The organism is Vibrio sinaloensis (genome assembly GCF_023195835.1).
Classification (GTDB): Bacteria; Pseudomonadota; Gammaproteobacteria; order Enterobacterales; family Vibrionaceae; genus Vibrio; species Vibrio sinaloensis_C.
The window spans coordinates 1,629,547-1,652,664 of sequence record NZ_CP096199.1 but is presented as its reverse complement, the minus strand read 5'-3'; the positions used below and the strand labels follow the sequence as shown (position 1 = coordinate 1,652,664).

The following is a 23,118-nucleotide window of genomic DNA, read 5'->3' as shown; positions in this document are numbered from 1 at the left end:
ATGACAGCAAACAGAGGGCTAGGGCGCGGTTGTGCGCCTATTAAGCCACTGTGTCTGTTTTGTTATTCTTGTGAGAAAGCGTTGGCGATATCCCAACACAACCTGGCTGCGAGGCGAGCCGTCTGGCTGTCGACATCGTAAGTCGGGTTGTATTCGGCGATATCAGCAATCACCAGCTTTTGTTTGTAATGCAGAATGCGTTGTAAAAACGGTGCGAGCATTTCCATGCTGACCCCACGAGCGGCGGGGGCGCTGACGCCAGGAGCGGTGGCCGCCGGAAATACATCTAAATCGATAGTGAGATAGATGTAGTCACAGTTATCAATAAAATGCTGTAGCTGAGTCAGGTGATAAATGTGATTGTGGTGGTTTAATTCGTGATCTTCCACGTACCAAACCCCCAGCTCATCTGCGCGTTTGAATAGAGCCTCAGTATTGCTCGCACGACTCACGCCCAAGCAAGCATAATGAAATGGCCAGTCACGTTTTGCACAGTAGTGTTGAATTTGGTTGAACGGGGTGCCAGAGCTGGGTTTGACGTCGGTGTGATGACTTTCAAAGGCACGTAAATCAAAATGGGCGTCAAAGTTGATAATCCCGATCTTAGGCGGATTGACTGGGTTGAGATACTCAAAGTATTGAGCGAGCCCTAAAAAAGAAGCCCATGCGACTTCGTGGCCACCACCAAGCGTGATCACTGGCGTAGAGCGCAGTGCGGCCGCGATAACGTTGGCGCACTGCGTTTGGCTCTGCTCGAGCAAATCGTCATCGCAAATGACATTGCCAAGATCAATTAAATGGCTGGTGTTGTGCCATGCCATATTAGCCAGAGCACGGCGAATCAAATCGGGCGCCCGTTTGGCGCCGATACGACCTTTGTTGCGAGCGACCCCTGCATCACTACAAAAACCCAACAAGCTGACCGCGTCATTGTGCGGCTGTAGCTCTTCTACCTGCATCTTTCTGACCACATGGTGCACCCGTTTGCCAAGCGCTCCGTCTTCTGCATCGTGGCGGCCTTGCCAATGAAAGTCTTGATTGGTAATCAGCGAATTAGACATGGTCGAACTCTCCTGCGACTAAGCGCGTTGCAAGTCTTGGCGCGCCTTGAAAATAGCTAAACTCGGCCGGGTGGGTTACATCCCAGATGGCTAAGTCAGCATCAAACCCTGCTTGTACTTGGCCTCTCGTGTTGCCATAGCCTAGGGCTTGCGCAGCATGACAGGTGACGCCGCGTAGCGACTCTTCCGGCGTGAGACCGAAAAGTGTACAAGCCATATTCATCATCATAGTCAAATCAGCGAAAGGTGAGGTGCCAGGGTTGAGATCGGTTGCAATCGCCATCGGGACTTTGTGCTGTCGTAGCAGCTCGATCGGCGGGCGTTGGGTCTCTTTTAAGAAGTAAAACGCGCCTGGAAGCAAAGTCGCCACTGTGTTTGCGCGGGCCATCGCCTTCACGCCAGCTTCGTCTAAGTATTCAATGTGGTCAGCGGACAACCCTGCATAGCGAGCCGTAAGGGCGCTGCCGCCCAAATTTGACAGTTGCTCAGTGTGACCTTTGATTTGCAATCCATGCTGCTTGGCTGCTTCGAACACTCGTTCTGTTTGCTCTAGGTTAAAGCCAATCGACTCACAAAAAACATCGACGCTGGTGGCTAAGTTTTCTTCGGCGACCATAGGAATGATGGTTTCACAAACGTGCGCGATATAGTCGTCGGCTCGCCCAGCAAACTCCGGAGGCAGTGCATGTGCGGCGAGCAAAGTGGTGGTGACGCGAATTTTTCGGTGCGCTTCTAGCGCTTTGGCGGCGCGTAGCATCTTAATCTCGTCGTTCAAGGTCAAACCATAGCCAGATTTCACCTCAACGGAGGTCACGCCTGTGCGGATTAAACCATCGAGCCTTGGCAAAGCTGACTCTGTTAGCTGCTGCTCACTGGCGAGACGAGTGGCACGCACTGTCGACAGAATGCCACCGCCTTGTTTGGCGATCTCTTGATAGGGCACCCCCTGTAAGCGCTTTTCAAACTCGTCGGCGCGACTACCGGCAAAAATTAGATGAGTGTGACAATCAATAAAGCCTGGGGTCACTAACTTGCCTTGACAGTCAAACTGCTGATGGGCCTCGATAGCCTTGGCGCTTATCTCAGTAATAACGCCTTCACGGATGCCGATATTGCACGGCTGTGAAACGGTATAACCAGCCTCGCCTGGTTGCATGGTGACCACTTTGGCGTTGGTCAAAACATGATCGCAAATCGCACTCATAACACTTGCTCAAAATTAAATGTATATACAATTATGAGTTCAGATAAACGATTTGTACAAGATTGATGTTGCTAAAATGTGATCAATGAAACTTTTGTCGGGCTATACGGGCACTAGAGGTACAATGTACCAGCCAGTGCACTTATGGCAGCCTGATTCAACTGTCCTAGTCGAGGAGTACTTTGGAGCTGAGCTTATAGCGAGTGCCAGGATGATAGAGCAGCGCGGTGCTGACCAGTTTATCTTCACTCCAAGTACGACGATTGAGTAGTAAGCAAGGCTCGTTGACGGCTAAGCGCAGTGCACTGCGCACTGCATCGCTAGCGACAATCGCCTCTACCGTATGTTCAATGGCGCTCAATGGGCAGTTTTCCGAAAGATATTGGTTAGGTGTGATTTCAGAGAAGTCTTGCTCCAGATAGTTGGGCGCATAGTTGGCGTTGACCCAGCGCATCTCAAGTTGAATTGGGGATTTGTCTTCAAAGTGTATGATTTCACTATAGAAAATTTGGCTGCCTAGCATGACGCCGAGTTTCATCGCTACCGAGTCATCTGCATTAAGGGCAATTTGCTTGATGACCTTACTGCTGTAGGTTTTACCGCGCTGAGCGACTTCACTGGCGATATTGCGAATGTCTAACAGCGGCGACTCTGCCTTGTCATCGGGCGCACAGACAAAGGTACCGAGGCGAGGACGACGCAACAGGCGACCCTCAGAGACCAGATCTCGTATCGCTTTATTAACTGTCATTCGGCTGACATTAAACTGTTCGGTTAACGCCAGTTCAGTGGTGATCCTGTGCCCAACGGGCCAGTGTCCACTGTCTATTTGGTCCACAATGTAGCGTTTTATCTGCAGATAAAGGGGAGAATCACTCATATTTCATATTTGTCTATAAATTGACTATACAAATGTTTAACTATTTCTGCTCATATTGCAACTGTTGACCTCTAAATTGCGATGTTTTTCTCCACCGGTAGGTGGAGGACAAAGCCGACAGCATTGAGCTATCGGCTTTTTTGTGGGTAATGAAATGAGTCGCTAAGCGGGCGCTAAGGTTACCTAAGCAGCGCTTAAGTGAGTGGTAATGTACGGTTGCCAAGCCTGTTGATAGAGCGATTTTGATTGAAGGCGCATGGTGCGCACTTGCGCTGTCTCGAACGCGTTCAATGGTCGATGTTCAAGCGCCGCTTGACGCTCAATCTTTTGCACTCTCTCGTAGATGTCATGTTCTGGACCACTTTTTACTTCAGCGATCGCTTGCAGATGAAGCTGCACTTCAGCAATAAGGCCTGTCTTTGGTAATTGCACCAACAGGTTTAAGTCACGGTAGCCGGATTCGGCAGGCTTTTTGAAGCGGTTCTTGACTTTGACTACCGTGGTTTCACGGTTGAGCACCTCGTAAGCCGCCATCAGACTTTCAATATCGTTAGCCACAAGCGTCGCGCGGGCAAGGTCAGTAATGCGTTCGACTTGACCGTCGAGTTCGAGAGCGATTTTTTCTTTGGCACGCTGGGAAGATTTGACTCCGGCAAAGTAGGCGTCGGTTGATGTGAGTAGCGCGGTACTAGAGCACAGGGTTTCTAGTTCCGCTTGGGCTTGGTGAGCCTTGCTGTAAAGGATGTCGAAGTCCGTGTAAGGTTGCAGCGGTCTGGTGTCGATGGACTGAATACCATACAACCCACTGAGGTTATGTTTGAAGGCTTTCGAGCAGACCTCGTTTTGATTGGTGGCGCGGTTTTCCTCATTCGCAGGCGGTGTGGGTATAGCGGCAAAAGCGGGTGCTCGGCTGAGCATCAGAAGCATTAATGCCGTAGTACGCAAGAACAAACTCATGCACTCTCCTTAGATGGTTAGGCTGGGCTAAACGGTGACGTAAAAGGTGTCCACTAGCGCTAATCATCTCTAATTATTAGGTGGGGGCAGAGTCAGCAATCCCAATCCTAATAACCCGATATAGTTGAAAAGTTTGAGCCATTTCTCGTTTTCATTGGTTAGAGTCATGAGACGAGATTTGGTTCCTTAGTTGTGAGTGATGGTTAATATAGCCGAAAAAAATGAACCTAATCTGAATGACGTTGGAGAGAGGGATACCAACACAAAATACTTTCCGCTAATCTATAGCGCTATCCGTCAGTTTTTAGAGAAGCGTAATGAAAGATCCAGAGTTTTGGCACGGTAAATGGGCCTCCAATCAAATTGGTTTTCACCTAGAAGACGTGAATCCACTGTTGATTGAGTTTTGGCCACACACGCAACCAAACTATGAAGATAAAGTGTTTGTTCCTTTATGTGGTAAGTCAGAAGACTTAGTCTGGCTGGCTAGTAAGCACGGTGATGTACAAGGTGTTGAACTAAGCAATATCGCGGTTAGAGCTTTCTTTGCTGAGCACTTTTATACCCCGATGGTGATACCGATAAATGGTCAACATGAGCTGTTTCAGTTTGACGAACTCTCTATTTATACGGGTGATTTCTTTACTGCGCCGATTAAACCTGTTGATGTTGTTTATGACCGAGCGTCAATGATAGCGCTCCCTGCAGAAATGCGGGTCGAGTATGTGCATAGAATTCAGTCGCTGCTTAACCCGGGTGGGCGAGTGCTACTGGTGTCACTCGACTATGATCAAAGTGAGATGGCAGGACCACCGTTTTCGGTACCAGAGCAAGAGATCCGCGAGTTGTACGCACAGTATAAGGTGACCAAGTTACATCGCGATGAGGCCGGTCCTGATCATCCTAAAATTGCGCAAAAGGGGTTATCACGCTTTGCTGAAGAAGTGTATCTGATAGAAAAATGAGCATTTCCTGACGAAACAGAAAGGCTTGGTTGTTGACCAAGCCTTTATTCATGGTGTTTGGCACAGATCAGTAGATCACTTTGACCGCTGCGGCGCTCGTCACTGCATCTTCTACGGCTTGCTCTACCGTGTCACGGCGTGTGATGGCAACGCCTAGGCGGCGACGTCCATCAATATCAGGCTTACCAAAAAGACGCAGTTGCGTGTTGGCTATAGAGAGTGCCTGACCGATGCCCTCAAACTGAATATTGTTGGAGCGGCCTTGGCCAAGGATAACAGCAGAGGCGCTTGGACCATGTTGAGCAATGTGATTAATCGGCAGTCCTGTAAAGGCGCGAACATGCAGTGCGAACTCTGAGTTGTCTTGAGACATTAAGGTGACTAGGCCGGTATCATGTGGACGAGGGGAGACCTCGTTAAAGATCACTTGATCGCCTTTCACAAACAGTTCTACGCCAAAGATGCCATAACCACCCAGCGCATTAACCACTTGCTGCGCTGCTTGCTGTGCGGCTTCGAGCGCGGCTTCTGACATCGCTTGAGGCTGCCAAGATTCGCGATAATCGCCGTCTTCTTGGCGATGGCCAATCGGCGCACAGAAATGCACCCCATCCACAGCGCGCACAGTCAGCAAAGTGATTTCGTAGTCGAAATCGATAAAGCCTTCAACGATCACCCGGCCTTCGCCTGTGCGTCCGCCTTGCTGTGCATATTGCCAAGCTTGCTCCACATCTTGTGCGGATTTGATGATGCTCTGACCTTTACCTGAGGAGCTCATCACTGGTTTACAAACACAAGGCAGACCCACCGCTTCCACAGCGGCACTGAACTCTTGATAGGTATCAGCAAAGCGGTACGGAGATGTGTTCAGTTCAAGTTGTTCTGCTGCTAGGCGACGAATACCTTCACGGTTCATGGTTAACTTGGTTGCTTTTGCACTCGGCACCACGTTTAAACCTTGCGCTTCCAACTCAACTAACTTATCCGTCGCGATCGCCTCAATCTCTGGGACGACGTAGTGCGGCTTCTCTTGTTCTATGATCGCCTGCAGCGCCTCTCCATCGAGCATATCTAAGGTGTAACTGCGATGAGCAACTTGCATCGCGGGTGCGTTTTCGTAGCGATCACAAGCGATGACCTCTAAACCCAGGCGCTGACATTCAATGGCGACCTCTTTGCCTAGCTCACCTGAACCCAATAATAAAACTCGTGTTGCACCTTGTGCTGTTGCTGTCCCGAACATAGTTAACCTTAGTAAGCGAAAGGAGATAAAACTGCGGTGAATAATACGGATTATGCAGAAAAAAGCAAACGTTTGCTTTTAATTGCGGCGAGAGGGAGATGTAGAAGGATTTAATGAGATTAGATGCGTATTCACTAGACCAAAAGCCCTTTTATAAGCTGAGGGAATAGGTTGTCTAGGTCTCATATTTAGGATCTTATCAGCAGTGGAGTGCAACACGAGGCGATGCAAATCACAATTTTGCTCCAGTTTGTCGCTATACTCATGGCAGTAGTTACATAGACAATTTTAAGACCGTCGTATCAATGCAGTTCGACCCAAATAACTCGATCAAAATTCCAATAGAAACTCTCGCCGTTGGCATGTTTGTCACCGCGATTGAAGATAGTCAACGCGTAAATTTAGCCAACGCAGGACGTGTCCCGTCCAAATCGGCGGTGCAGCAACTGATCAAAAATGGCATTAAGTACGCGTGGGTAGACAAGGATTTGTCGGTGAAAGGCGTGGTGTTCAAACCGGTGCCGCAAGTCAGTGAGCCCGTTGCAGATAGCGCTCCCACTGAGCCGCTGAAAAAGCAGAAAATTAGCCGTTACGCGCAGCAGAAGAAAGCCGAGAGTATTATCAAGCAGGCCAAGGGATTGGCACACAAGCTACTCAGTCAAACTTTTGATGGCAAGCCAATGGATATTGGTGAGCTTGATGCTGTCGCCGATGACCTAATTGAATCTGTGCTGCTCGACTCAGATGCGATGCAGTGCGTGTCGGCGCTGAGGAACAAGGATGAGTATCTGCTCGAACATTCCGTCAATGTTGCCACACTGTTGGTGACCTTTGGTAAACACCTTAATTTGCCCAAAGAGACACTCAAGCAGATGGCGATTGGCGGCATTATCCACGACGTGGGTAAAACCAAAGTAGATGACAAAGTGTTGCACAAACCTGCTCGATTAACCGCGGAAGAGTTTGAGCACATGAAGCTCCATCAAGTGTTCGCCAAAGAGATCATCAAGCCGATTCGAGGTTTGAGTGACGTCAGTCGGGATGTGTGCTTAATGCATCACGAAAAGCTGGATGGAACCGGCTATCCAAACGGTCTCAAAGCAGATCAAATTCCACTGCATGGCCGCATGAGCTGTATTGTCGATATCTATGATGCGCTAACGGCTGACCGCTGCTACAAGCAAGGAATGAGCTCTGCAGAAGCGTTTAAAATTTTACTCAGCTTAACTCCCAACCATCTCGACAAAGCATTGGTATACAAGTTTATTAACTGCATCGGCATTTTTCCGGTGGGTGCTCTGGTGGAGTTAAGCGATGGCAGGGTGGGCATTGTTTGGACATCGAACGGCAAGGATCCGCTTAAACCTCAAGTGAAGTGCTTCTACTCACGCAAGTTTCGTCGCTTTATTGATGTGGCGTTTGTCGACTTAAAAAATGCCGCTGTTAGTATCAGCAAAGGCATCGCTCCGACTCAGTTTGAAGTAGACGCCAAGCCGTTTTTTGCAGCATAGCCTCTAGAATATAAATTCTCGATAAAGAAAAAGGCGCATATTTGCGCCTTTTTGCTGGGTGTCGATTAGATCTCTAGGTAGGACATCGGAATGTCAGGGTTGATCGCTTCCAGGGTCGATTGTGTGTTGGCGAGGTGACTAATGGTACCCTCGCTAACCTCAACCAATGCTGCTGATTCGATGTCGCTGAGTTGCTGTCTATCGAGTAGCAACTGGATCAGAGCAACTTGTAATGGCGGTAAGCTTGGGTTGAAGGCGGCATTTTCAGCATACGCACCTTGATACACCTTGCCATTGGCCATTTTCAACGCCACACCACTGAGATTGTGGGTGTAAGGCGCATGGCTGCGGTTTAAGGCAGCAATCGCAAGTTGAACTAACGGGTCTTGGTCATCACTGGTTTTACCGTGATCCACATTAACCATGAGTCCTGACTTGATACCGAGATCCGCCGGACCAAACGATTCAGGAAGATACTCTTGCAACTGCTTGCTGTCACGCTGAGGTAATTGGATTTCCAACTTGTCTGCCGTTGACAGCTCATTCATAAATTGTCGGCAGTGACCGCAAGGACTGAAGTTAATAGTAATATCTGCCACACCTTGTTCGCCTTTCATCCAAGCGTGGCTGATCGCCGACTGCTCAGCGTGGACAGTTTGGCCCAACTGAACGCCCGAAAACTCCACATTGGCGCCAAAGTAAAGTCGTCCCGACAGTCCGCGCACAATGGCGCCAACATAGAAATTTGATAGAGGAGCGTAGGAGTATGCAGCAGCAAACGGCAACAATGCCACGCGCAGCTCGTCGTCTTTCAATCCTGAAATCGCAAGTAATTGCTCGAATTGCTCTGGAGATAGGGTCGCGTCAAAATCGTCAGCGAGTACGATAGGGGATAAAAAGTCAGCGACATTTTTCGGCACATCGGCTAGCGCCTGCTCAATTCGGCTTCTCATAGTGAATCCTTTAATCAATACGTTGATATCTTGAGTTTAATCGTTTTTGTCCGCTTTAAACTCCGATACTGGTATTTCATTTTATGTAAAGGAGAAATTAAAGAAGCGATCTATATCACATAGTTTGGTGTAACTAATATTAGTGTTACATAATTAGAGTGAGCTCACACATGATAACGATTGCAGTCGCAACTCTCGGTCGAGGCTCAATGAGAGAGCCAAACTGCAATGGCGAAGAAAGAGGGCGCTAAAATAGAAGTAATCACACCACATACTACCAGTGCTAGTGAGCTAAACGCCGCGTCTTGGGCATTCTTTTCCGCGCATGTTGCCGTGCCCAGTGCGTGAGATACGGTTCCCATCGTCAGCCCCCGAGCGATGGGGTGAGTAATATTCAACAGATTATAGATAGGGTAAGCCATAATCGCACCGAAAAGACCCACAATGAGTACCAAAATCGCTGCAATTGCGGGCTCACCGCCCAAATGACTTGAGACTTCCATCGCAATGGGGGTGGTCACCGACTTACCAAGTAAGCTGGCGATCAGCGCCATATCGGCCTGCATATAGACAGCGATTAAACTGGCGCTGAGCATCGACATGATGCTGCCGACACCACAGGCGAGCATAATGATTCGCCAGTTGGCACGGATTTGTGGCAGCTGTTCATAAAGAGGGTAAGCCAGCGCCACCACAGCAGGTTGCAGCAGATAGTTAAGCCAATCATTCTCGGCATAGTAGCGCTCGAACGGGACTTTCAAATAGGTGAGTAACGGTATAATTACCGCCAGACTAATTAGCAGAGGGTTCATGAACGGGCTTTTGAACTGTTGGCACAGCCAGCGTGCTGCGAAAAACACCGCGATAGTGACAAAAATCCACATTACTTTTGTCCCCCTTTCAACGTGCGATCCAACATTAGGCCAAGTAGAACCAGCACAATTAACGTCCCTCCCACCGCGCTCATGAGAATAGGCCAAGCATTGGCCAGCAGCATGTCAAAATGTTCCATTAATCCGACACTGATAGGAACAAACAGTAGCACCATATAGCGGATAAACAGGGACGCGCTCGGGCGCACCCAGTCTGAACGCACTAAGCCGCTAGCCATCAAGCTAAACAGAATCAGCATGCCGATAATGCTGCCAGGAATAGAGGTATTGATTAATTGTTGAATATTGATGCCAGCGATAAGGCATAACAGAATCAGTGCCATCGATACGAGGTACTGAAGCACGGTTTTTAGCATAATCTATCGTCGTCCAACTTCTCGCCCTTAAACGCGTCAAGGGCTTATGCCTCAACTCTTTATCGAGGCTTAATGGTATAACTCACTTCCAACCGCCGAGTTATTATTCGTTTGTGGCAGGGTGGACACTTTGTAGGGTGCAGGACTTAAGACAGTTTAGGATACTCGCTTTTGCACATATTGGTAGATGGATTTTAAAATAGCCATCTTTCCAGCGTCACTCTCATGTTCGTGAACTAAGTTTTCCAAATTTAACATGTACTCTTCAATACGACTTTCGAAGTAGTCACGGCAGTGGTTCGCCCAGCGTTGTTGCTCCGATTCATCCAGTGTCCACGGAAAGTTGCGCGCTCGGTATCTAAACAGGAGCGGTGCAATCCGCTCATCGTTGAAGGTGATATCCAGGGCGGCGAGATTGTTTGGATCAGTATCGCGAATGATGTTCATGGCCGCTTTGTCGGCGGGAGAGAAAAAGCCCTTGTATAGCTGACTATCGACATCATCGTCTTGTCCATAGTCGCGCTCAGTGCTAAACACACCGATCAGTTTTTCGCGTACCTGCGGGTGTTGGCGTAGGGTAGCTAGGTTGGCCAAGCACTGTTCTCTATCGATGCCGATCTTGGCGGCATTCTCTGCCGTTAGCGTTTTGGCTGGCGCGAGAATCGGGCACTTGTTAAGGTGTACCAGTTTCACCGGAACCGGCAGTTCATCGGCTCCGAGTTCGGTATGCTTGGTGTACAAACGCTCGGTGAGGGCGTCAACATCTAGGTCGAGCAGCGCTTGCGGATCTTTGGCTAAATCAACACAGATGACCGCATTTTGATTGGTTGGGTGCCACGCGACCGGCACTATCCAGCTAGTGTAGTGACACTCACGCCCGAGCATGCCGGAGACATGCATCAAGGGGGTCATGTTGACGATATCAATCAGCTCGTTGAGCTTTCGTTTGTGACGCATACTCAGAAAATAATCGAACAACTTAGGTTGCGCTGCCTTCACTTTTTTCGCCATCTCGATAGTGGCAATCACATCCGCCATCGCATCGTGGGCGTTTGCGTGTTCGATACCATTGGCAACCGACAGGTGTTCGAGCTTAAAACTGATGAAACCCTCGTCATTTTCTGGCCAGTTGATTCCTTCCGGGCGCAGGGCATAACAGGCGCGCATCACATCGAGCAAATCCCAGCGAGAGTTGCCGTTTTGCCAGCTCCACGCGTAGGGATCGATAAAATTGCGATAGCAGGTGTAACGGGTGACTTCATCATCAAAGCGGATGCTGTTGTAGCCCAAACTAATGGTATTGGGGGTGGCCAATTGCTCATGAATTTTGCCAATGAACTCAGGCTCAATCAGCCCTTTCGCTTCGGCAGTTTGTGGTGTGATACCCGTGATTAGCGCGGCCTCAGGTGACGGCAAATAGTCACTCGGTGGCTGGCAATAGATAACAAGAGGTTCGCCGATGATGTTGAAGTCCATGTCGGTGCGCACGCCTGCAAACTGGCAAGGACGATCTTTGGCGGGACTGATCCCCCACGTTTCGTAATCAAAGAAGAAAAACGTAGGTTGTTGCTCTTGTTGCATTATTTAGGTACCCGGGGTTGAGATTGACAGCGGTATTAGACCATTGCAGCCGAGCGATAGCAATCGATAGCGGCGAGCAAGTGATAGTAAGGGACCATTGAAATTAAGCTAATTTACATTCACATCGTGACAAACCCATACAATTTGCTGACAAACAAATGTCGATACGCCTTGTTACCATTGGTTGATTAAATAACAAAGTCGTCATTTATAGAAGGTGATGATAGCTATTGCAGAGGTAACAATGAACCGAACGATTAAGCTGGCGATCTTACCAGCACTGCTGCTGACACAGACTGCATGGGCGCAGGACTGGACACAGGGCTGGTACGCCGGGTTTGACTACACCAAGTCAACCATCAACTGGCATGGTAACCATGACCGCTTTACTGGCGTGACATTTACTAGTCAACTAGACGATAAAATGGACGGTGTGACGTTTAACCTTGGTAAGCGTTTCTACCCTTGGTTGTCTGTTGAGATCAACTATAGTCGCGTGTCATCAGATACGATGACAGCGAGTAAGTACACTGGTAGCACTGGTTTTGCTTTGGAATCCTACCTAGTACAGTTTGATCACGATACTTTTTCTATTGGCCCTAAGTTCGTTTATCAGTTGCCGCTGGATGTTGAACTCTATTTGAAGCCGTCGCTTGACTACACCAAGAGTCGCACTGACATCAACTATGACTTCACATCGGCACCTGTATCTGCCCGCGTTGATGATAATATAAAGAAAAACAAGACCACCTACGGGTTAGAGTTAGGCGGTGAATGGTTTTTCTACGATAACTATGCCTTGCACTTGGCCTATAAACGTCAGTATGACGGTTTTCAGGGCGAGGGATTCAAAAAAGAAGCACTTGAGTTTGATGTCGACACATTCAAGCTAGGGCTCAACTACTATTTTTAACTCCATTGCCAAACCAAGGACGGTTGGCAACCCAAGCTTAGCGGTATTGAGCGAGCAGCGCCCTCATCGCACGCGCGTTGAGTACGCAGTGAGATCTGTTTGAGGGACCGAACAACTGATACTGCATTGCTAACGCGACATCTGTGGCATCGATAGGGAGTAGATTCGCTAAAGGCCCTATCATTATTGGTCGAAACAGTGTGGCAATGGCTTGGACAACGCTCTCATCACGTCTTGGTTTTTCTCGCAGCCCTTTGAGTGGACCGGGGCGAGCAAACACGACGGTTTCGAAATCTAGACGTTCTATTGCCAATTCCATGCGTCCTTTACAGCGCAAGTAGTGCGACAGCGAACGTGTCGAAGCGCCATAACTAGAGACCACCGCCAATCGTTTCACCCCCAGCAGTTTCATCTCTTGGGCCACTTCACACACCAACTCAAAGTCTACTTTCTCAAGCGCTTGTTTTGATCCGGCCTGTTTTAGCGTGGTGCCTAAGCAGATAAACCCGTATTCGGGTCGAGGATCATCTTCTTGCCACTGCTGTACTCGCAATTGAGGGTGCTGGATGACATTGAGTTTAGAGTGGAAAAAAGGCAGCTCGCGTCGACTTAAGGCATAGATGCGGGTGACCGGGTCTTGATCAAGCAACTGTTTAATGAGTTCGTTTCCGATGAGGCCAGTACAACCAGCGGCAATAACGCAAAAATCTCTTGAAGTCGTCAAGGGCGTGTCCTTACGGGAAATCATCCAAAGTTAGCGCGCCGTTTAGTTAAACAAGGCGCACAGCAAACTCAATGTTTGCAATGTGACACGAGAATAGCAGAGGTGAGGATGTAGGACGTTGAGAAAGCTCAAATTAAGTACAATCTAGTGGCAGACTGCAGACCTCGCGTGGTGGCGAGGTCTGTTCCTCGACTAGGTTAATGAGAGCGGCACTTTTTTTTGCTCTCGTTGTTGTGGTTTATTCTGTTTTTGCTTTTGTGATTTTTGATTGGCAAACATACAACCTCCTTGCACGAATCAAATGGGAAGAAAACAGTCTTGCGATAAAAATGAATGCACGGTTTGTGCCGTTATATACGTTCTCCCTCAAGTAAATATACGAACAAATCGGCACATATTTCAATTCTGGACGCAATTTGATAGGTAAATTGAATCAAACGCTGAGAAAGTGAGTGGTGATAAGTCGCTGATTTCACGTTACACTCGAGCAAAAGGATGTCATAGACAGGAGGAATCATGAATATTGAGTTGAGTACACTGGCTCCGACCCAGATTTATCACTTGATGACGCAAACCATCATCCCGCGCCCGATTGCTTGGGTGCTCACTGACTCAGAGCAAGGAAATTATAATCTAGCGCCGTTTTCCTATTTTACTCCGATCGCCAGCAATCCTCCTTTATTGATGTTTTCGGTGGGGAAAAAGCCCTCTGGCGAGGTGAAAGACACGACGCGAAACGTGCTCGAAACCGGTCGTTTAGTGGTGCATATCGCTCAGCAATCGATGGCCGAGTCGGTGACCCAGACCGCGGCAACGCTTGACCATGGTGAATCGGAAGTTGAGGCCGCTGAACTTGAGCTTGTCGATTTTGAGGGTTTTGAACTGCCCCGCGTTAAAGACTGCCCCATTGCTTTTGGCTGCAAGCTGCACGAAGTAAAGGAGATTGGGGCGACGCCTCAAAGCCTCATCTTCGCCGAAATTGAAACTGTCTATCTTGACGATGCGGTGCTGGGCGATAGAAGCGACCGCTTGGTGGTTGAAGCCTTAAAAGTGAACCCACTCTCTCGTCTGGGGGGCAGTCAATACGCCACTTTAGACCAAGTTTTCTCAGTCGCACGGCCAGAATAAATGATGCTACCACAACACTTCTCCGATGCCATTTGGCATCAAATCAACAATAAAACCAAACCAGCAGGTGCGCTGGGTCAACTTGAACATGTGGCACACCAACTTGCTTTGATTCAAAGCATTAATCAAAGTGACGCTGTCACTAAGATTGAGCTAAACCATCCCACTGCCATTGTGTTTGCAGGGGATCATGGTATCGCTGAGCAAGGGATAAGTATTGCACCGAGTGCGGTGACTCAACAAATGGTGTTGAACTTTCTTGCCGGAGGTGCGGCGATTAACTGCTTTTGTCGCGCTAATCAGGTCCAGCTAAAAGTGGTCGATTGCGGTATTTTGCTCCCTGTCGAACAGGCACACCCGGATTTGATTGTTCAGCGCTTGGGTGATAGAACCGCAGATCTCTCCCTATCGGCTGCGATGAGCGACCAGCAGGTTGAACAGGGCATTGAACTCGGTCGTGAACTGGTGAAACGCATCATTGCTGAGGGTTCAAATCTGGTGATGTTTGGTGAAATGGGCATTGGCAATACCAGTAGCGCCTCTGCCTTGCTTGCTGCGCTATCGAATAGAACCGTGAGCGAATGCGTTGGCCGAGGAACGGGCATCAGCGACGAGCAGTTGGCACTCAAAACTGAGCTGATTGCCAAAGCGGTGGCTCGTTGCCAAGAGCTGTCTGCTAAGCAAGTGTTAGCGCAAGTCGGCGGGTTCGAAATCGTGCAGATGGTGGGCGGTTTTCTTGCCGCCGGTGAGACCAATACACCTGTAATCGTCGATGGCTTTATTGCCACTGCGGCGGCGTATGTGGCCACGCTGATTGAGCCAAGCTGTCGAGATGTGATGTTATTTGCTCATCAATCTCACGAAGCTGGGCATAAATACTTACTCGAAGCTTTGCAAGCAGAGCCGTTACTCGATCTTTCGCTGCGTTTAGGCGAGGGAACTGGCGCGGTATTAGCCGTGCCGCTGATTCGCTGCGCCGCAGAGTTCTACAACAATATGGCTAGCTTTGAACAAGCTGGTGTCACCGTTGATTGACGCGCGACATGAAATATCAGATTGAATTATTTCTGCTGGCATTGAGTTTTTTCTCTCGCATTCCCGTTCCAGCATCGACCCCTTACAGCGCAGAGCGTATGAATCAAGCGGGACGTTACTTTGCGTTGGTGGGAATGTTGCTTGGTCTGCTATGCGCACTGGTCTTTTACGTCGCATCGCTGCTGTTACCGCTCAATATTGCTCTGTTTGTGATGATGGCTTGGAGCTTGTTGCTCACAGGGGCATTTCATGAAGATGGCTTGACCGATATGGCAGACGGTATCGGCGGTGGAATGAGCGTAGAGAAGCGACTGAGTATCATGAAAGACAGTCGCATCGGCACCTACGGAGCCAGCGCACTGATCATGGCCCTGCTAGGTAAGTTTCTATTACTCAATGAAATGGCGGCTGAGCCACAATTTTGGCTGTTGATCGTGATTGGCTATACCTTAAGCCGTGCTGTGGCCGCATCACTCATTTATGATATGCCCTATGTTAGCGATAGCGATGCCAGTAAAAGCAAACCGCTGGCCGAGCGTCAGTCGACGCAGGAACTGGCCATTTTACTGTTGAGCGGGTTATTGCCGTGCTTGCTGCTGCCATTGTCGACAACTTTACTCATCGTCGGGGTGTTAGTGCTGTTTCGCTATGGCTTTAAGCACTGGCTGTTGAAGCGTATTGGCGGCTTTACCGGGGACTGCCTCGGCGCAGCGCAGCAACTGGCTGAGCTGCTTATCTATTTGCTACTGATTGCCCTTGGGGCCCATTCACTATGAGTATTCATCTGATTTTAGGTGGTGCCCGCTCGGGTAAATCAAGCCGCGCAGAAGCCGAGGTGCAGCAACTGAGTCCGGGGCGTAGCAAACACTATGTTGCGACCGCAATGGCCTTTGATAGTGAAATGGAAAAACGAATCGAGCGCCATCAGCAATCCCGAGACACCGAGTGGATTGAACACGAATGTCCGAGAAATCTGGTCGAAACCATTGCCCAATTTGGCTCGCAGGATGTGGTCTTAGTTGACTGCCTGACTCTATGGCTCAACAACATCATCTACTTTCAAGGCGAGTCACTTGATGCCACTGAAATTGAGGTAGAAGTGAACAAGCTAGTCGAGGCTTTGCAAACGAGCTCTGCGCGTATTGTATTGGTATCGAACGAAGTCGGCATGGGCGTCGTGCCGCTGGGCGAAGTGTCTCGTGTTTTTGTCGACCATGCAGGTTGGATGAATCAAGCGGTGGCCAGAGTTGCAAATAAGGTCACTTTGGTCAGTGCAGGCCTACCTCTGATACTCAAAGGGGGCTAAGGTGAAAACGTGGAACATCTATTTGCTGCGTCACGGTAAAACCGTTGGTGAACCGGCTTTGTATGGTCGCAGCGATGTCGAGGTAGCTGCTGCGACTCAAGCTAAAATCGCTCAAGCGCTCCAGGCGCAGGCTCTCCACTACCAGCGAATTCAAACCTCACCATTGAGTCGCTGCCATCAATTGGCGCAGACGTTACATCACGCTCAGCCGCACATTCCGCTTGATGTTGTGTCCAATTGGCAAGAGATGGCGTTTGGCAAGTTTGATGGGGTGCCTTTTGCCCAGTTGCAGCAAGAGTGGCCCCAGTTGGAGGCGTTTTGGCAAGCGCCTGCCAGCAATACCTTACCTCAAGCAGATAGCCTTGAGAGTTTCTATCAGCGAGTCAGTAAGCAATGGCAAGCCTTGATAGAGCAAAATGAACAAGATACCTTGATCGTCTGCCACGGCGGGACGATCAGAATGATACTGGCCCACGTATTGAAGTTAGACTGGCAAAATCCGTTGCTGTATTCATCGTTAGCTATCGGCCATCAAAGTATCACCCATATTCAAATCAGTTTGGCTGATCAGCACTACTTTCGGGTGTGCTGTATAGGCAAACCACTCGCTATATAGCAAAGGACAAATTATGACCGCACCGAGTTGGGACTTATCCATCGCTTACTTAGATGTTAGCGATGAGAGGATTGAGCAAGATATCGATTTGATTAAACAGTGCATCCAAGCACTGGGTGTTCACGTGGACAATCGTGATACGCCGTCTGTCACCCAAAATGCGATTCAAACCCGCGAGGCGGCGGGTAAATTGCTCGCTACCATTAACACCTTTGCCCAGTGTCATGCATCAATTAATGCCGCTGATGGTCAAGCGAAAGCGCTAATTGGGCGAGTGGCAAAACTGCAATCTGAGCTATCTCAAGCGTTTGCTCCTTATGAAAACACACTGTCGGTGGCGCCAGAGAGCTTTATTCAAGATGTGCTTAACCATCCAAGTGGCGATGTATCGGGCCAAGCGTTTCAGATTGAGTGTCTGCGTCAATTAGCACCAACCAAACTGTCCGTTGCAGAAGAGCAGCTGCTCACGGCAATGAAAGTGGACGGGCGCGATGCATGGAGCCGTTTATACGACAACATTACCGGCTCGCTTAAGGTGGAACTCGGTGATGACAAGCAAACCAAGCTGGGCCTTTCGCAAGCCGCGAGTCTGCTTTATGGCACTGAGTTTGATAAGCAAGAGGGCGTTTGGCGCGGTATTCAGCAAGCGATGCACACCCATCAAGAGTCGTTTGCCGCGATCCTTAACGCTCTGGCCGGTTGGCGTTTGACGGAGTATCAAAAACGCTCCAAGTTGAGCGATGTCCATTTTCTAGATCCAAGCTTGCATCAGAGCAGGATTGAAAGCGCCACCTTAGAGACCATGATGCTAGTGGCAAAGTCCAATCGCGCCATTGGCCAAAAAGCGGGTCAGTTGATGGCACGGGTGCATGGCCTGGATACAATGAAGCCCTGGAACCATCTGGCTGGTATGCCTAGCTTGAATGATAGTGAGCCGAAGGTGTACTCATTTGATGAAGCGATCGACATCATCAAAGCAGCATTTGCACAAGTCGACCCAGAGATGGCGCAGTTTGTCGAACTCATGGTAGAAAATGGTTGGATTGATGCCAATCCGAGCGAAAACAGGCGACTAGGTGCCTACTGCACCAAATTTGCTGCGACGCGTACACCATTAGTGTTTATGACTTGGGGTGGCAGCCGCTCTAACTTACTGACATTGGCGCACGAATTAGGCCATGCATTCCACAACTGGATTATGCGTGATATGCCCTTGTGTCAAACCCGTTACCCAATGACCTTAGCCGAAACAGCGTCGATATTTGCAGAAAATGTGGTTCGCGATTACCTACTGGAACACGCCGCCAGTCGCGAAGAAAAACTGGAGATGCTATGGGAAGAGCTCTCTAGCTGTTATGCGCTGATGATCAATATTCCAGTGCGCTTTGAATTTGAGCAGCGTTTCTATCGCCAGCGAAACGAGGGAGAACTGGCACCTAAGCAGCTGTGTCAGCTCATGACGGAGACTTGGCAAGAGTGGTATGGTGAGTCCATGCCTGAGGCCGATCCCTATTTTTGGGCCAGCAAACTGCACTTTTCAATCTCAGAAGTCAGCTTTTATAACTACCCATACTTGTTTGGCTATTTGTTCAGTATTGGTGTCTATGCTCAGCGTGAAAGCAAAGGGGAGCAGTTTTACTCAGACTACGTTCAACTATTGCGCGATACAGGCACTATGATGGCCGAAGAGGTAGTGAACAAGCATTTGGAAATGGATCTGACTCAGCCAGAGTTTTGGCAGCAAAGTATTCAGCATGTAAAAGCGAAAATTGATCAGTTTGAAATGTTGCTAGATCAAGAATAATTAACGCGAAATCATGATATTATCCTTTAGCCGAGCATTTGCTCGGCTAATTTGTACAGTGAGCTTCGCCACAGTCTTGGTGGCACATTGATAAATTACGATGAGGCACACATTTCGTGTTAATAAGTGAGATCCCCTCTACATAATTTGTCTGAACAATTCATTAACATACCCGCTGTGCAATAAAGGAGTAGCGCATGACGAAAACCCTCTTTCGCCAATCTTTTCTTTTTGACAGCCTAGATTTAGAACAAGAAATGACGCCCGGTCAAATGACGGTTGCTGGCGGAGCTGTCTTTACTCTACACCAACGTGGTGTACTTGAAGTGGTCCCAGAGCATCTCTCAGAAGAGAGTAAACACATTATCATTTCTTGCGGTATTCATGGCGACGAGACCGCCCCGATGGAGATCGTCGATAAAATCATCAATGACATCCAATCGGGTTTTCAACCGGTCAAGCACCGTTTGCTGTTTATTAACGCTCACCCAGAAGCGACCAATGCACACACTCGCTTTATCGAGACTAACCTTAACCGCCTGTTCGATGATAAAGCGTATCCAGAGACGAAAGAGCTGGCGATTGCTCAAAACCTTAAGCAGATCGTCAGTGACTTTTATCAAGGCACTCCCCAGCATCTGCGTTGGCATCTCGATTTGCACTGTGCGATTCGTCTCTCTAAACATTATTCGTTTGTTGTCAGCCCGAAAGTAAGGCATCCAGTCCGCAGTCAAGAGCTAATGGAGTTTGTGGCCAGCGCCCATTTAGAAGCGGTGATGTTTTCCAATGCGCCATCCAGTACCTTTAGCTGGTTCAGTGCTGAGAATTTTGCCGCACAGGCTTTGACGATTGAATTGGGTCGAGTGGCGAAAATCGGTGAAAACGACCTCGATAAGCTCGTCGCGTTTGATCTCGCACTGCGCGATCTTGTCGCTGATAGTCAAGCCGAGCATTTACCGAAGAAGCCGACCATGTACCGCGTTAGCCGCACCATAGTGCGTATCCACGATGACTTTGACTTCTTGTTTGATGATGATGTGCAAAACTTCACCGCCTTCAAACACGGCGAAGTATTTGGTCACGATGGCGACAAGCCGTTAATGGCCAAGAACGAGGGTGAAGCGATTGTTTTCCCCAACCGTCATGTTGAAGTGGGGCAGCGTGCTGCGTTGATGGTTTGCCCTGTGAAAACACGTTATGAAGACGGACAAGTGGTTTACGATTAAGATTCTCACCGAATGACTTTCTATTTTAGTGGCTTAACGGTATCGTTAAGCCACTTTTCTATTGTACAGACTCCCTTATTCGATGGCCTTTACCCAATTACTGCACCGTAGACATCAACGCTGGACGCGCGTTGCACTGTTTTTCAGTTTGCTGTTGCTGGTGACGAGTAGTGTGTACTTGATGGTGGGCGAGATATTTATCTCTCCGTTTCAAGCGCTCAGTGGGTTACAAGAGCAATTGATCGTGCAGCTACGTTTACCTCGCTTGTTGGCCGCGATGGCGGTTGGAGCGGCACTCGCCGTATCCGGGGCGGTGCTGCAAGTGCTGCTTGGCAATGTTCTGGCAGAGCCTGGGGTTATCGGCATTTCCGGCGGCGCCAGCGTGATGATGGTATTGGTGCTGTTCTTTATTCCTGCCTTTGCGACTCCGGTCGGTTTTATGCTCGCCGCTGTGCTCGGCTCATTACTGTTTACTCTGCTGTTGGTATCGATCGCCAAAAACATGCGTCTAACGACCACCAAGTTACTCTTGGTTGGGGTAGCGCTGGGCATTCTTTCTGGCGCTGTAGTCACTTGGGCATTTTATTTCAGCGATGACCTGAGTCTGCGTCAGCTGATGTACTGGCTGATGGGCAGTATCGGCGCGGCGAGTTGGTATCATCATCTACTTACTCTGGCGCTTATTCCGGTATTGCTGTGGTTATGTGGTCGCGGTGCTCTGTTGGATAGATTGATGATGGGCGAGTTGCATGCCAAGCAATTGGGTATTGATGTTGACAAGGTTCGTTGGCAATTGATTTTGTCGGTCTCTATTTTAGTTGGTGGAGCGGTAGCGCTTGGCGGTGTGATTGGCTTTGTTGGGCTGGTGGTTCCTCATTTGTTGCGACTTGCCTTTGGGGCGGAGAATCGCTACTTATTGCCGATGTCGGCGTTGGCAGGCGCAACTTTAGTGGTAATGGCTGATTTAGTCGCGCGCACCGCCCTAAACTCTGCCGAACTGCCGCTGGGTGTGGTGACCACCTCCATTGGAGCGCCGGTATTTATCTGGATGTTGGTGAGCAATCATGATTCGCGTTAACAGTATCAGCGTCGGATCGCGTTTGCTGCCGCTCTCGTTTGAGATGGCAGCGGGAGAGATCATTCATGTGATAGGTCCAAACGGCAGTGGCAAAAGTACATTGTTGTCGGCACTGTCTGGCTTGATTCCTTTTGCAGGCGAAGCATCGATCGGCACGTTGGATGTAGCATCGAGTTCGGTCGAATCGCTGGCTCAATATCGCGCTTTTCTCAGTCAGAATGATAGACCCGCGTTTAATCTCGATGTGGTGCACTACCTTTCTTTGTCGTTACCTTCATGGCTAAGGGTACAACGCGTCGAGATAGAGAAGGTGGTAGCGGAGCTGGCGGAGCTGCTAGATATCGCGGACAAGTTGCATCGCTCCATTCATCATCTTTCAGGCGGTGAGTGGCAACGCGTTAGGCTGTGCGCTATCTGTTTGCAAGTTTGGCCAACCCTTAACCCACAAGCACAGTTATTGGTTCTGGATGAACCTGCTGCCCCGCTTGATATCGGCCAAGAGAGCTTGCTCTATCAACTCATCGACCGCGTCGCGAGCATGGGCATCGCGGTATTGATGTCAAATCATGATCTCAATCGCACCCTAAAACACGCTGACAAAGTGTTATTGCTTGATAAAGGCGTGTTGCAGCATTACGGTTCAACGGAACATGTCCTTAATCCTGAATACCTCTCTGCGGTTTTCAACACTCAAGTGTCTAAAGTACGTGTTAATCAATCTTCAGTGTTGCTGTTTGATTAGAGCGGCGACAGCCAGCAAGTTCCCTTACCAAGAGTAATCATGGTGCGTGATGCACTTAAATTGATCAGCTTAGTCTGCGCTTGCGAAAGCTTAATTTTTCAACTCTATATAAATCAATAAGTTATAAAATTTTCAAGTTTGGCACGCTATTGGCAAAGGTATAAGGGATACATTCTCGTTCTTGTTAGGCGGATTTGGTCTTGGTAAGTATCTATTAGGTGGGTCGCTTGCCAATGATTGATGAAACCATGTTTATGTTTTGACTATGGCAGCTTACGCCACCTAAGGGTAACCGAAGGTGGCGTCTTTTTATCTAAAAATCAGAATAAATGGTCGGGTAACGCTTATTGCGTGAGTGATGCTAAGTCAGCTGGACGATAATAGACTGACTTCAGCACTTTACCTTGACGAATGGTTTTGCCTTGCGCGACAAAATCTTCTGCGCACTTAGCAATAATGTAATCGCCTTTTTGTACCGCCATTAGCTTAATGCCTTGCTCGGCATAATGCGCTTCTGTGTCTGCGTACTCTTGCTCGTTGCGGCACACTTTACTCATATTGCTGGAATGCACCTCATCCCAACACGGAACAAAGTCGATACCGCGGTTGACGGCCACGTTGAGTAGCAAGTCAATCAAATAGTTGATTGCTAAGTTATCTTCGATTTTGTCGTGGCCCAAATGGACTAGACGGCCCATTAACACATAAACACTGTCGACGATGGCATCAGCTTGCTCGGTTTTGCTGTCGGCTTCTGCCAGCTCAGTGAGCTCTTCAATGGCGAGGGATGTGTGCAATGTATCGGCTTTGTCATCCAAGCTCTCAGGTGAGGCGACAGGCAGGTCGAAAGTACTGCGAAACTCGGTAATATCGCGATAAAGGTGATCAAAAAGGTCAGTGGTGAGTTTAGATAAATGCATGTCTGTAAACCTGGAAAAACAC

23 protein-coding genes are annotated in these 23,118 nt (G+C 48.9%); 12 read left to right on the top strand and 11 right to left on the bottom strand.

The genetic code is table 11. The annotated features are described in order from the left end of the window. Positions 1 to 62: 62 nt before the first annotated feature. From hutG to MTO69_RS07455, 4 genes are all read right to left on the bottom strand, one after another. A complete protein-coding gene (gene hutG, locus MTO69_RS07470; RefSeq protein ID WP_248327959.1) occupies positions 63 to 1,061 on the bottom strand; it encodes a formimidoylglutamase in 999 nt (332 codons plus the stop codon). Beyond that, positions 1,054 to 2,217 (bottom strand): imidazolonepropionase, encoded by a 1,164-nt coding sequence (gene hutI / locus MTO69_RS07465; RefSeq protein WP_432715656.1) that lies wholly within the window; start codon positions 2,215 to 2,217, stop codon positions 1,054 to 1,056. The genes hutG and hutI overlap by 8 nt, the downstream gene beginning before the upstream one ends. A 214-nt stretch (positions 2,218 to 2,431) precedes the next feature. Continuing rightward, positions 2,432 to 3,145, bottom strand: coding sequence for a histidine utilization repressor (gene hutC, locus MTO69_RS07460; protein ID WP_248327955.1), 714 nt, complete (start codon positions 3,143 to 3,145; stop codon positions 2,432 to 2,434). A gap of 183 nt (positions 3,146 to 3,328) precedes the next feature. Further along, positions 3,329 to 4,102, bottom strand: a complete 774-nt coding sequence (locus tag MTO69_RS07455; protein WP_248327953.1) for a RelA/SpoT domain-containing protein — start codon at positions 4,100 to 4,102, stop codon at positions 3,329 to 3,331. Positions 4,103 to 4,419: 317 nt separating this feature from the next. Between MTO69_RS07455 and MTO69_RS07450 the strand changes: the two genes are divergently transcribed. Beyond that, positions 4,420 to 5,067: a thiopurine S-methyltransferase gene (locus MTO69_RS07450; RefSeq protein WP_248327951.1), complete on the top strand. Its 648-nt coding sequence runs from the start codon at positions 4,420 to 4,422 to the stop codon at positions 5,065 to 5,067. Between the two features lie 67 nt (positions 5,068 to 5,134). On the opposite strand, the gene purT is transcribed toward MTO69_RS07450, so the two are convergent. Then, the gene (gene purT / locus MTO69_RS07445; RefSeq protein ID WP_248327949.1) at positions 5,135 to 6,310 is read right to left on the bottom strand and encodes a formate-dependent phosphoribosylglycinamide formyltransferase; all 1,176 of its coding nucleotides are present in this window, start codon (positions 6,308 to 6,310) and stop codon (positions 5,135 to 5,137) included. Between the two features lie 305 nt (positions 6,311 to 6,615). Here purT and MTO69_RS07440 point away from each other — a divergent pair, with 305 nt between their 5' ends. Then, entirely contained in the window at positions 6,616 to 7,821 is a 1,206-nt protein-coding gene (locus tag MTO69_RS07440; RefSeq protein ID WP_248327947.1) for an HD-GYP domain-containing protein, read from the top strand. Positions 7,822 to 7,886: 65 nt separating this feature from the next. Here the strand turns inward: MTO69_RS07440 and cdd are convergent, their stop codons facing one another. The 4 genes from cdd to sbcB form a co-directional block, all read right to left on the bottom strand. Next, a complete protein-coding gene (gene cdd, locus MTO69_RS07435) occupies positions 7,887 to 8,774 on the bottom strand; it encodes a cytidine deaminase (RefSeq protein ID WP_248327945.1) in 888 nt (295 codons plus the stop codon). Between the two features lie 206 nt (positions 8,775 to 8,980). Further along, entirely contained in the window at positions 8,981 to 9,658 is a 678-nt protein-coding gene (locus MTO69_RS07430) for a CidB/LrgB family autolysis modulator (RefSeq protein WP_248327943.1), read from the bottom strand. Further along, the gene (locus tag MTO69_RS07425) at positions 9,658 to 10,023 is read right to left on the bottom strand and encodes a CidA/LrgA family protein (protein WP_248327941.1); all 366 of its coding nucleotides are present in this window, start codon (positions 10,021 to 10,023) and stop codon (positions 9,658 to 9,660) included. The genes MTO69_RS07430 and MTO69_RS07425 overlap by 1 nt, the downstream gene beginning before the upstream one ends. Before the next feature lie 156 nt (positions 10,024 to 10,179). Then, complete coding sequence (gene sbcB, locus MTO69_RS07420) at positions 10,180 to 11,604, bottom strand: exodeoxyribonuclease I (protein ID WP_248327939.1); 1,425 nt, start codon at positions 11,602 to 11,604, stop codon at positions 10,180 to 10,182. A gap of 244 nt (positions 11,605 to 11,848) precedes the next feature. Between sbcB and MTO69_RS07415 the strand changes: the two genes are divergently transcribed. After that, the gene (locus MTO69_RS07415) at positions 11,849 to 12,517 is read left to right on the top strand and encodes an outer membrane beta-barrel protein (RefSeq protein WP_248327937.1); all 669 of its coding nucleotides are present in this window, start codon (positions 11,849 to 11,851) and stop codon (positions 12,515 to 12,517) included. A gap of 37 nt (positions 12,518 to 12,554) precedes the next feature. Here MTO69_RS07415 and MTO69_RS07410 read toward each other — a convergent pair whose 3' ends face one another. Beyond that, positions 12,555 to 13,241: an oxidoreductase gene (locus MTO69_RS07410; RefSeq protein ID WP_432715632.1), complete on the bottom strand. Its 687-nt coding sequence runs from the start codon at positions 13,239 to 13,241 to the stop codon at positions 12,555 to 12,557. Positions 13,242 to 13,757: 516 nt separating this feature from the next. On the opposite strand from MTO69_RS07410, the gene MTO69_RS07405 reads away from it, so the two are divergent. The 9 genes from MTO69_RS07405 (at position 13,758) to btuD (ending at position 22,176) form a co-directional block, all read left to right on the top strand. Continuing rightward, positions 13,758 to 14,369 carry a flavin reductase family protein gene (locus tag MTO69_RS07405; RefSeq protein WP_248327933.1) on the top strand — a complete coding sequence of 204 codons (612 nt, stop codon included), beginning with the start codon at positions 13,758 to 13,760 and terminating at the stop codon, positions 14,367 to 14,369. A gap of 3 nt (positions 14,370 to 14,372) precedes the next feature. Then, positions 14,373 to 15,404: a nicotinate-nucleotide--dimethylbenzimidazole phosphoribosyltransferase gene (cobT, locus tag MTO69_RS07400; protein ID WP_248334435.1), complete on the top strand. Its 1,032-nt coding sequence runs from the start codon at positions 14,373 to 14,375 to the stop codon at positions 15,402 to 15,404. Positions 15,405 to 15,412: 8 nt separating this feature from the next. Next, positions 15,413 to 16,180 carry an adenosylcobinamide-GDP ribazoletransferase gene (locus MTO69_RS07395; RefSeq protein WP_248327931.1) on the top strand — a complete coding sequence of 256 codons (768 nt, stop codon included), beginning with the start codon at positions 15,413 to 15,415 and terminating at the stop codon, positions 16,178 to 16,180. After that, on the top strand, positions 16,177 to 16,710 hold the full coding sequence (cobU, locus tag MTO69_RS07390; RefSeq protein ID WP_248327929.1) for a bifunctional adenosylcobinamide kinase/adenosylcobinamide-phosphate guanylyltransferase: 534 nt from the start codon (positions 16,177 to 16,179) through the stop codon (positions 16,708 to 16,710). The genes MTO69_RS07395 and cobU overlap by 4 nt, the downstream gene beginning before the upstream one ends. Before the next feature lies 1 nt (position 16,711). Continuing rightward, positions 16,712 to 17,326 carry a histidine phosphatase family protein gene (locus MTO69_RS07385; RefSeq protein WP_248327928.1) on the top strand — a complete coding sequence of 205 codons (615 nt, stop codon included), beginning with the start codon at positions 16,712 to 16,714 and terminating at the stop codon, positions 17,324 to 17,326. Positions 17,327 to 17,339: 13 nt separating this feature from the next. Further along, a complete protein-coding gene (locus tag MTO69_RS07380) occupies positions 17,340 to 19,130 on the top strand; it encodes a M3 family oligoendopeptidase (protein ID WP_248327926.1) in 1,791 nt (596 codons plus the stop codon). Between the two features lie 197 nt (positions 19,131 to 19,327). Further along, entirely contained in the window at positions 19,328 to 20,356 is a 1,029-nt protein-coding gene (locus MTO69_RS07375; protein WP_248327924.1) for a succinylglutamate desuccinylase, read from the top strand. A gap of 82 nt (positions 20,357 to 20,438) precedes the next feature. Continuing rightward, positions 20,439 to 21,434 carry a vitamin B12 ABC transporter permease BtuC gene (btuC, locus tag MTO69_RS07370; protein WP_248327922.1) on the top strand — a complete coding sequence of 332 codons (996 nt, stop codon included), beginning with the start codon at positions 20,439 to 20,441 and terminating at the stop codon, positions 21,432 to 21,434. Beyond that, complete coding sequence (btuD, locus tag MTO69_RS07365; RefSeq protein ID WP_248327920.1) at positions 21,421 to 22,176, top strand: vitamin B12 ABC transporter ATP-binding protein BtuD; 756 nt, start codon at positions 21,421 to 21,423, stop codon at positions 22,174 to 22,176. Before btuC ends, btuD begins: the two co-directional genes overlap by 14 nt. 344 nt (positions 22,177 to 22,520) lie before the next feature. Here the strand turns inward: btuD and MTO69_RS07360 are convergent, their stop codons facing one another. Beyond that, positions 22,521 to 23,096: a nucleoside triphosphate pyrophosphohydrolase family protein gene (locus MTO69_RS07360; RefSeq protein WP_248327918.1), complete on the bottom strand. Its 576-nt coding sequence runs from the start codon at positions 23,094 to 23,096 to the stop codon at positions 22,521 to 22,523. Positions 23,097 to 23,118: the final 22 nt, after the last annotated feature.

Bases quoted from the DNA above. Each gene is read 5' to 3' on its own strand.
- MTO69_RS07375 (WP_248327924.1), top strand. From the start codon at position 19,328: ATGACGAAAACCCTCTTTCGCCAATCTTTTCTTTTTGACAGCCTAGAT.
- hutC (WP_248327955.1), bottom strand. From the start codon at position 3,145: ATGAGTGATTCTCCCCTTTATCTGCAGATAAAACGCTACATTGTGGAC.
- btuC (WP_248327922.1), top strand. From the start codon at position 20,439: ATGGCCTTTACCCAATTACTGCACCGTAGACATCAACGCTGGACGCGC.
- MTO69_RS07450 (WP_248327951.1), top strand. From the start codon at position 4,420: ATGAAAGATCCAGAGTTTTGGCACGGTAAATGGGCCTCCAATCAAATT.
- MTO69_RS07415 (WP_248327937.1), top strand. From the start codon at position 11,849: ATGAACCGAACGATTAAGCTGGCGATCTTACCAGCACTGCTGCTGACA.
- purT (WP_248327949.1), bottom strand. From the start codon at position 6,310: ATGTTCGGGACAGCAACAGCACAAGGTGCAACACGAGTTTTATTATTG.
- hutI (WP_432715656.1), bottom strand. From the start codon at position 2,217: ATGCAACCAGGCGAGGCTGGTTATACCGTTTCACAGCCGTGCAATATC.
- MTO69_RS07425 (WP_248327941.1), bottom strand. From the start codon at position 10,023: ATGCTAAAAACCGTGCTTCAGTACCTCGTATCGATGGCACTGATTCTG.
- cobT (WP_248334435.1), top strand. From the start codon at position 14,373: ATGCTACCACAACACTTCTCCGATGCCATTTGGCATCAAATCAACAAT.
- cdd (WP_248327945.1), bottom strand. From the start codon at position 8,774: ATGAGAAGCCGAATTGAGCAGGCGCTAGCCGATGTGCCGAAAAATGTC.
- hutG (WP_248327959.1), bottom strand. From the start codon at position 1,061: ATGTCTAATTCGCTGATTACCAATCAAGACTTTCATTGGCAAGGCCGC.
- btuD (WP_248327920.1), top strand. From the start codon at position 21,421: ATGATTCGCGTTAACAGTATCAGCGTCGGATCGCGTTTGCTGCCGCTC.
- MTO69_RS07405 (WP_248327933.1), top strand. From the start codon at position 13,758: ATGAATATTGAGTTGAGTACACTGGCTCCGACCCAGATTTATCACTTG.
- MTO69_RS07360 (WP_248327918.1), bottom strand. From the start codon at position 23,096: ATGCATTTATCTAAACTCACCACTGACCTTTTTGATCACCTTTATCGC.
- MTO69_RS07455 (WP_248327953.1), bottom strand. From the start codon at position 4,102: ATGAGTTTGTTCTTGCGTACTACGGCATTAATGCTTCTGATGCTCAGC.
- MTO69_RS07380 (WP_248327926.1), top strand. From the start codon at position 17,340: ATGACCGCACCGAGTTGGGACTTATCCATCGCTTACTTAGATGTTAGC.
- cobU (WP_248327929.1), top strand. From the start codon at position 16,177: ATGAGTATTCATCTGATTTTAGGTGGTGCCCGCTCGGGTAAATCAAGC.
- MTO69_RS07440 (WP_248327947.1), top strand. From the start codon at position 6,616: ATGCAGTTCGACCCAAATAACTCGATCAAAATTCCAATAGAAACTCTC.
- sbcB (WP_248327939.1), bottom strand. From the start codon at position 11,604: ATGCAACAAGAGCAACAACCTACGTTTTTCTTCTTTGATTACGAAACG.
- MTO69_RS07395 (WP_248327931.1), top strand. From the start codon at position 15,413: ATGAAATATCAGATTGAATTATTTCTGCTGGCATTGAGTTTTTTCTCT.
- MTO69_RS07430 (WP_248327943.1), bottom strand. From the start codon at position 9,658: ATGTGGATTTTTGTCACTATCGCGGTGTTTTTCGCAGCACGCTGGCTG.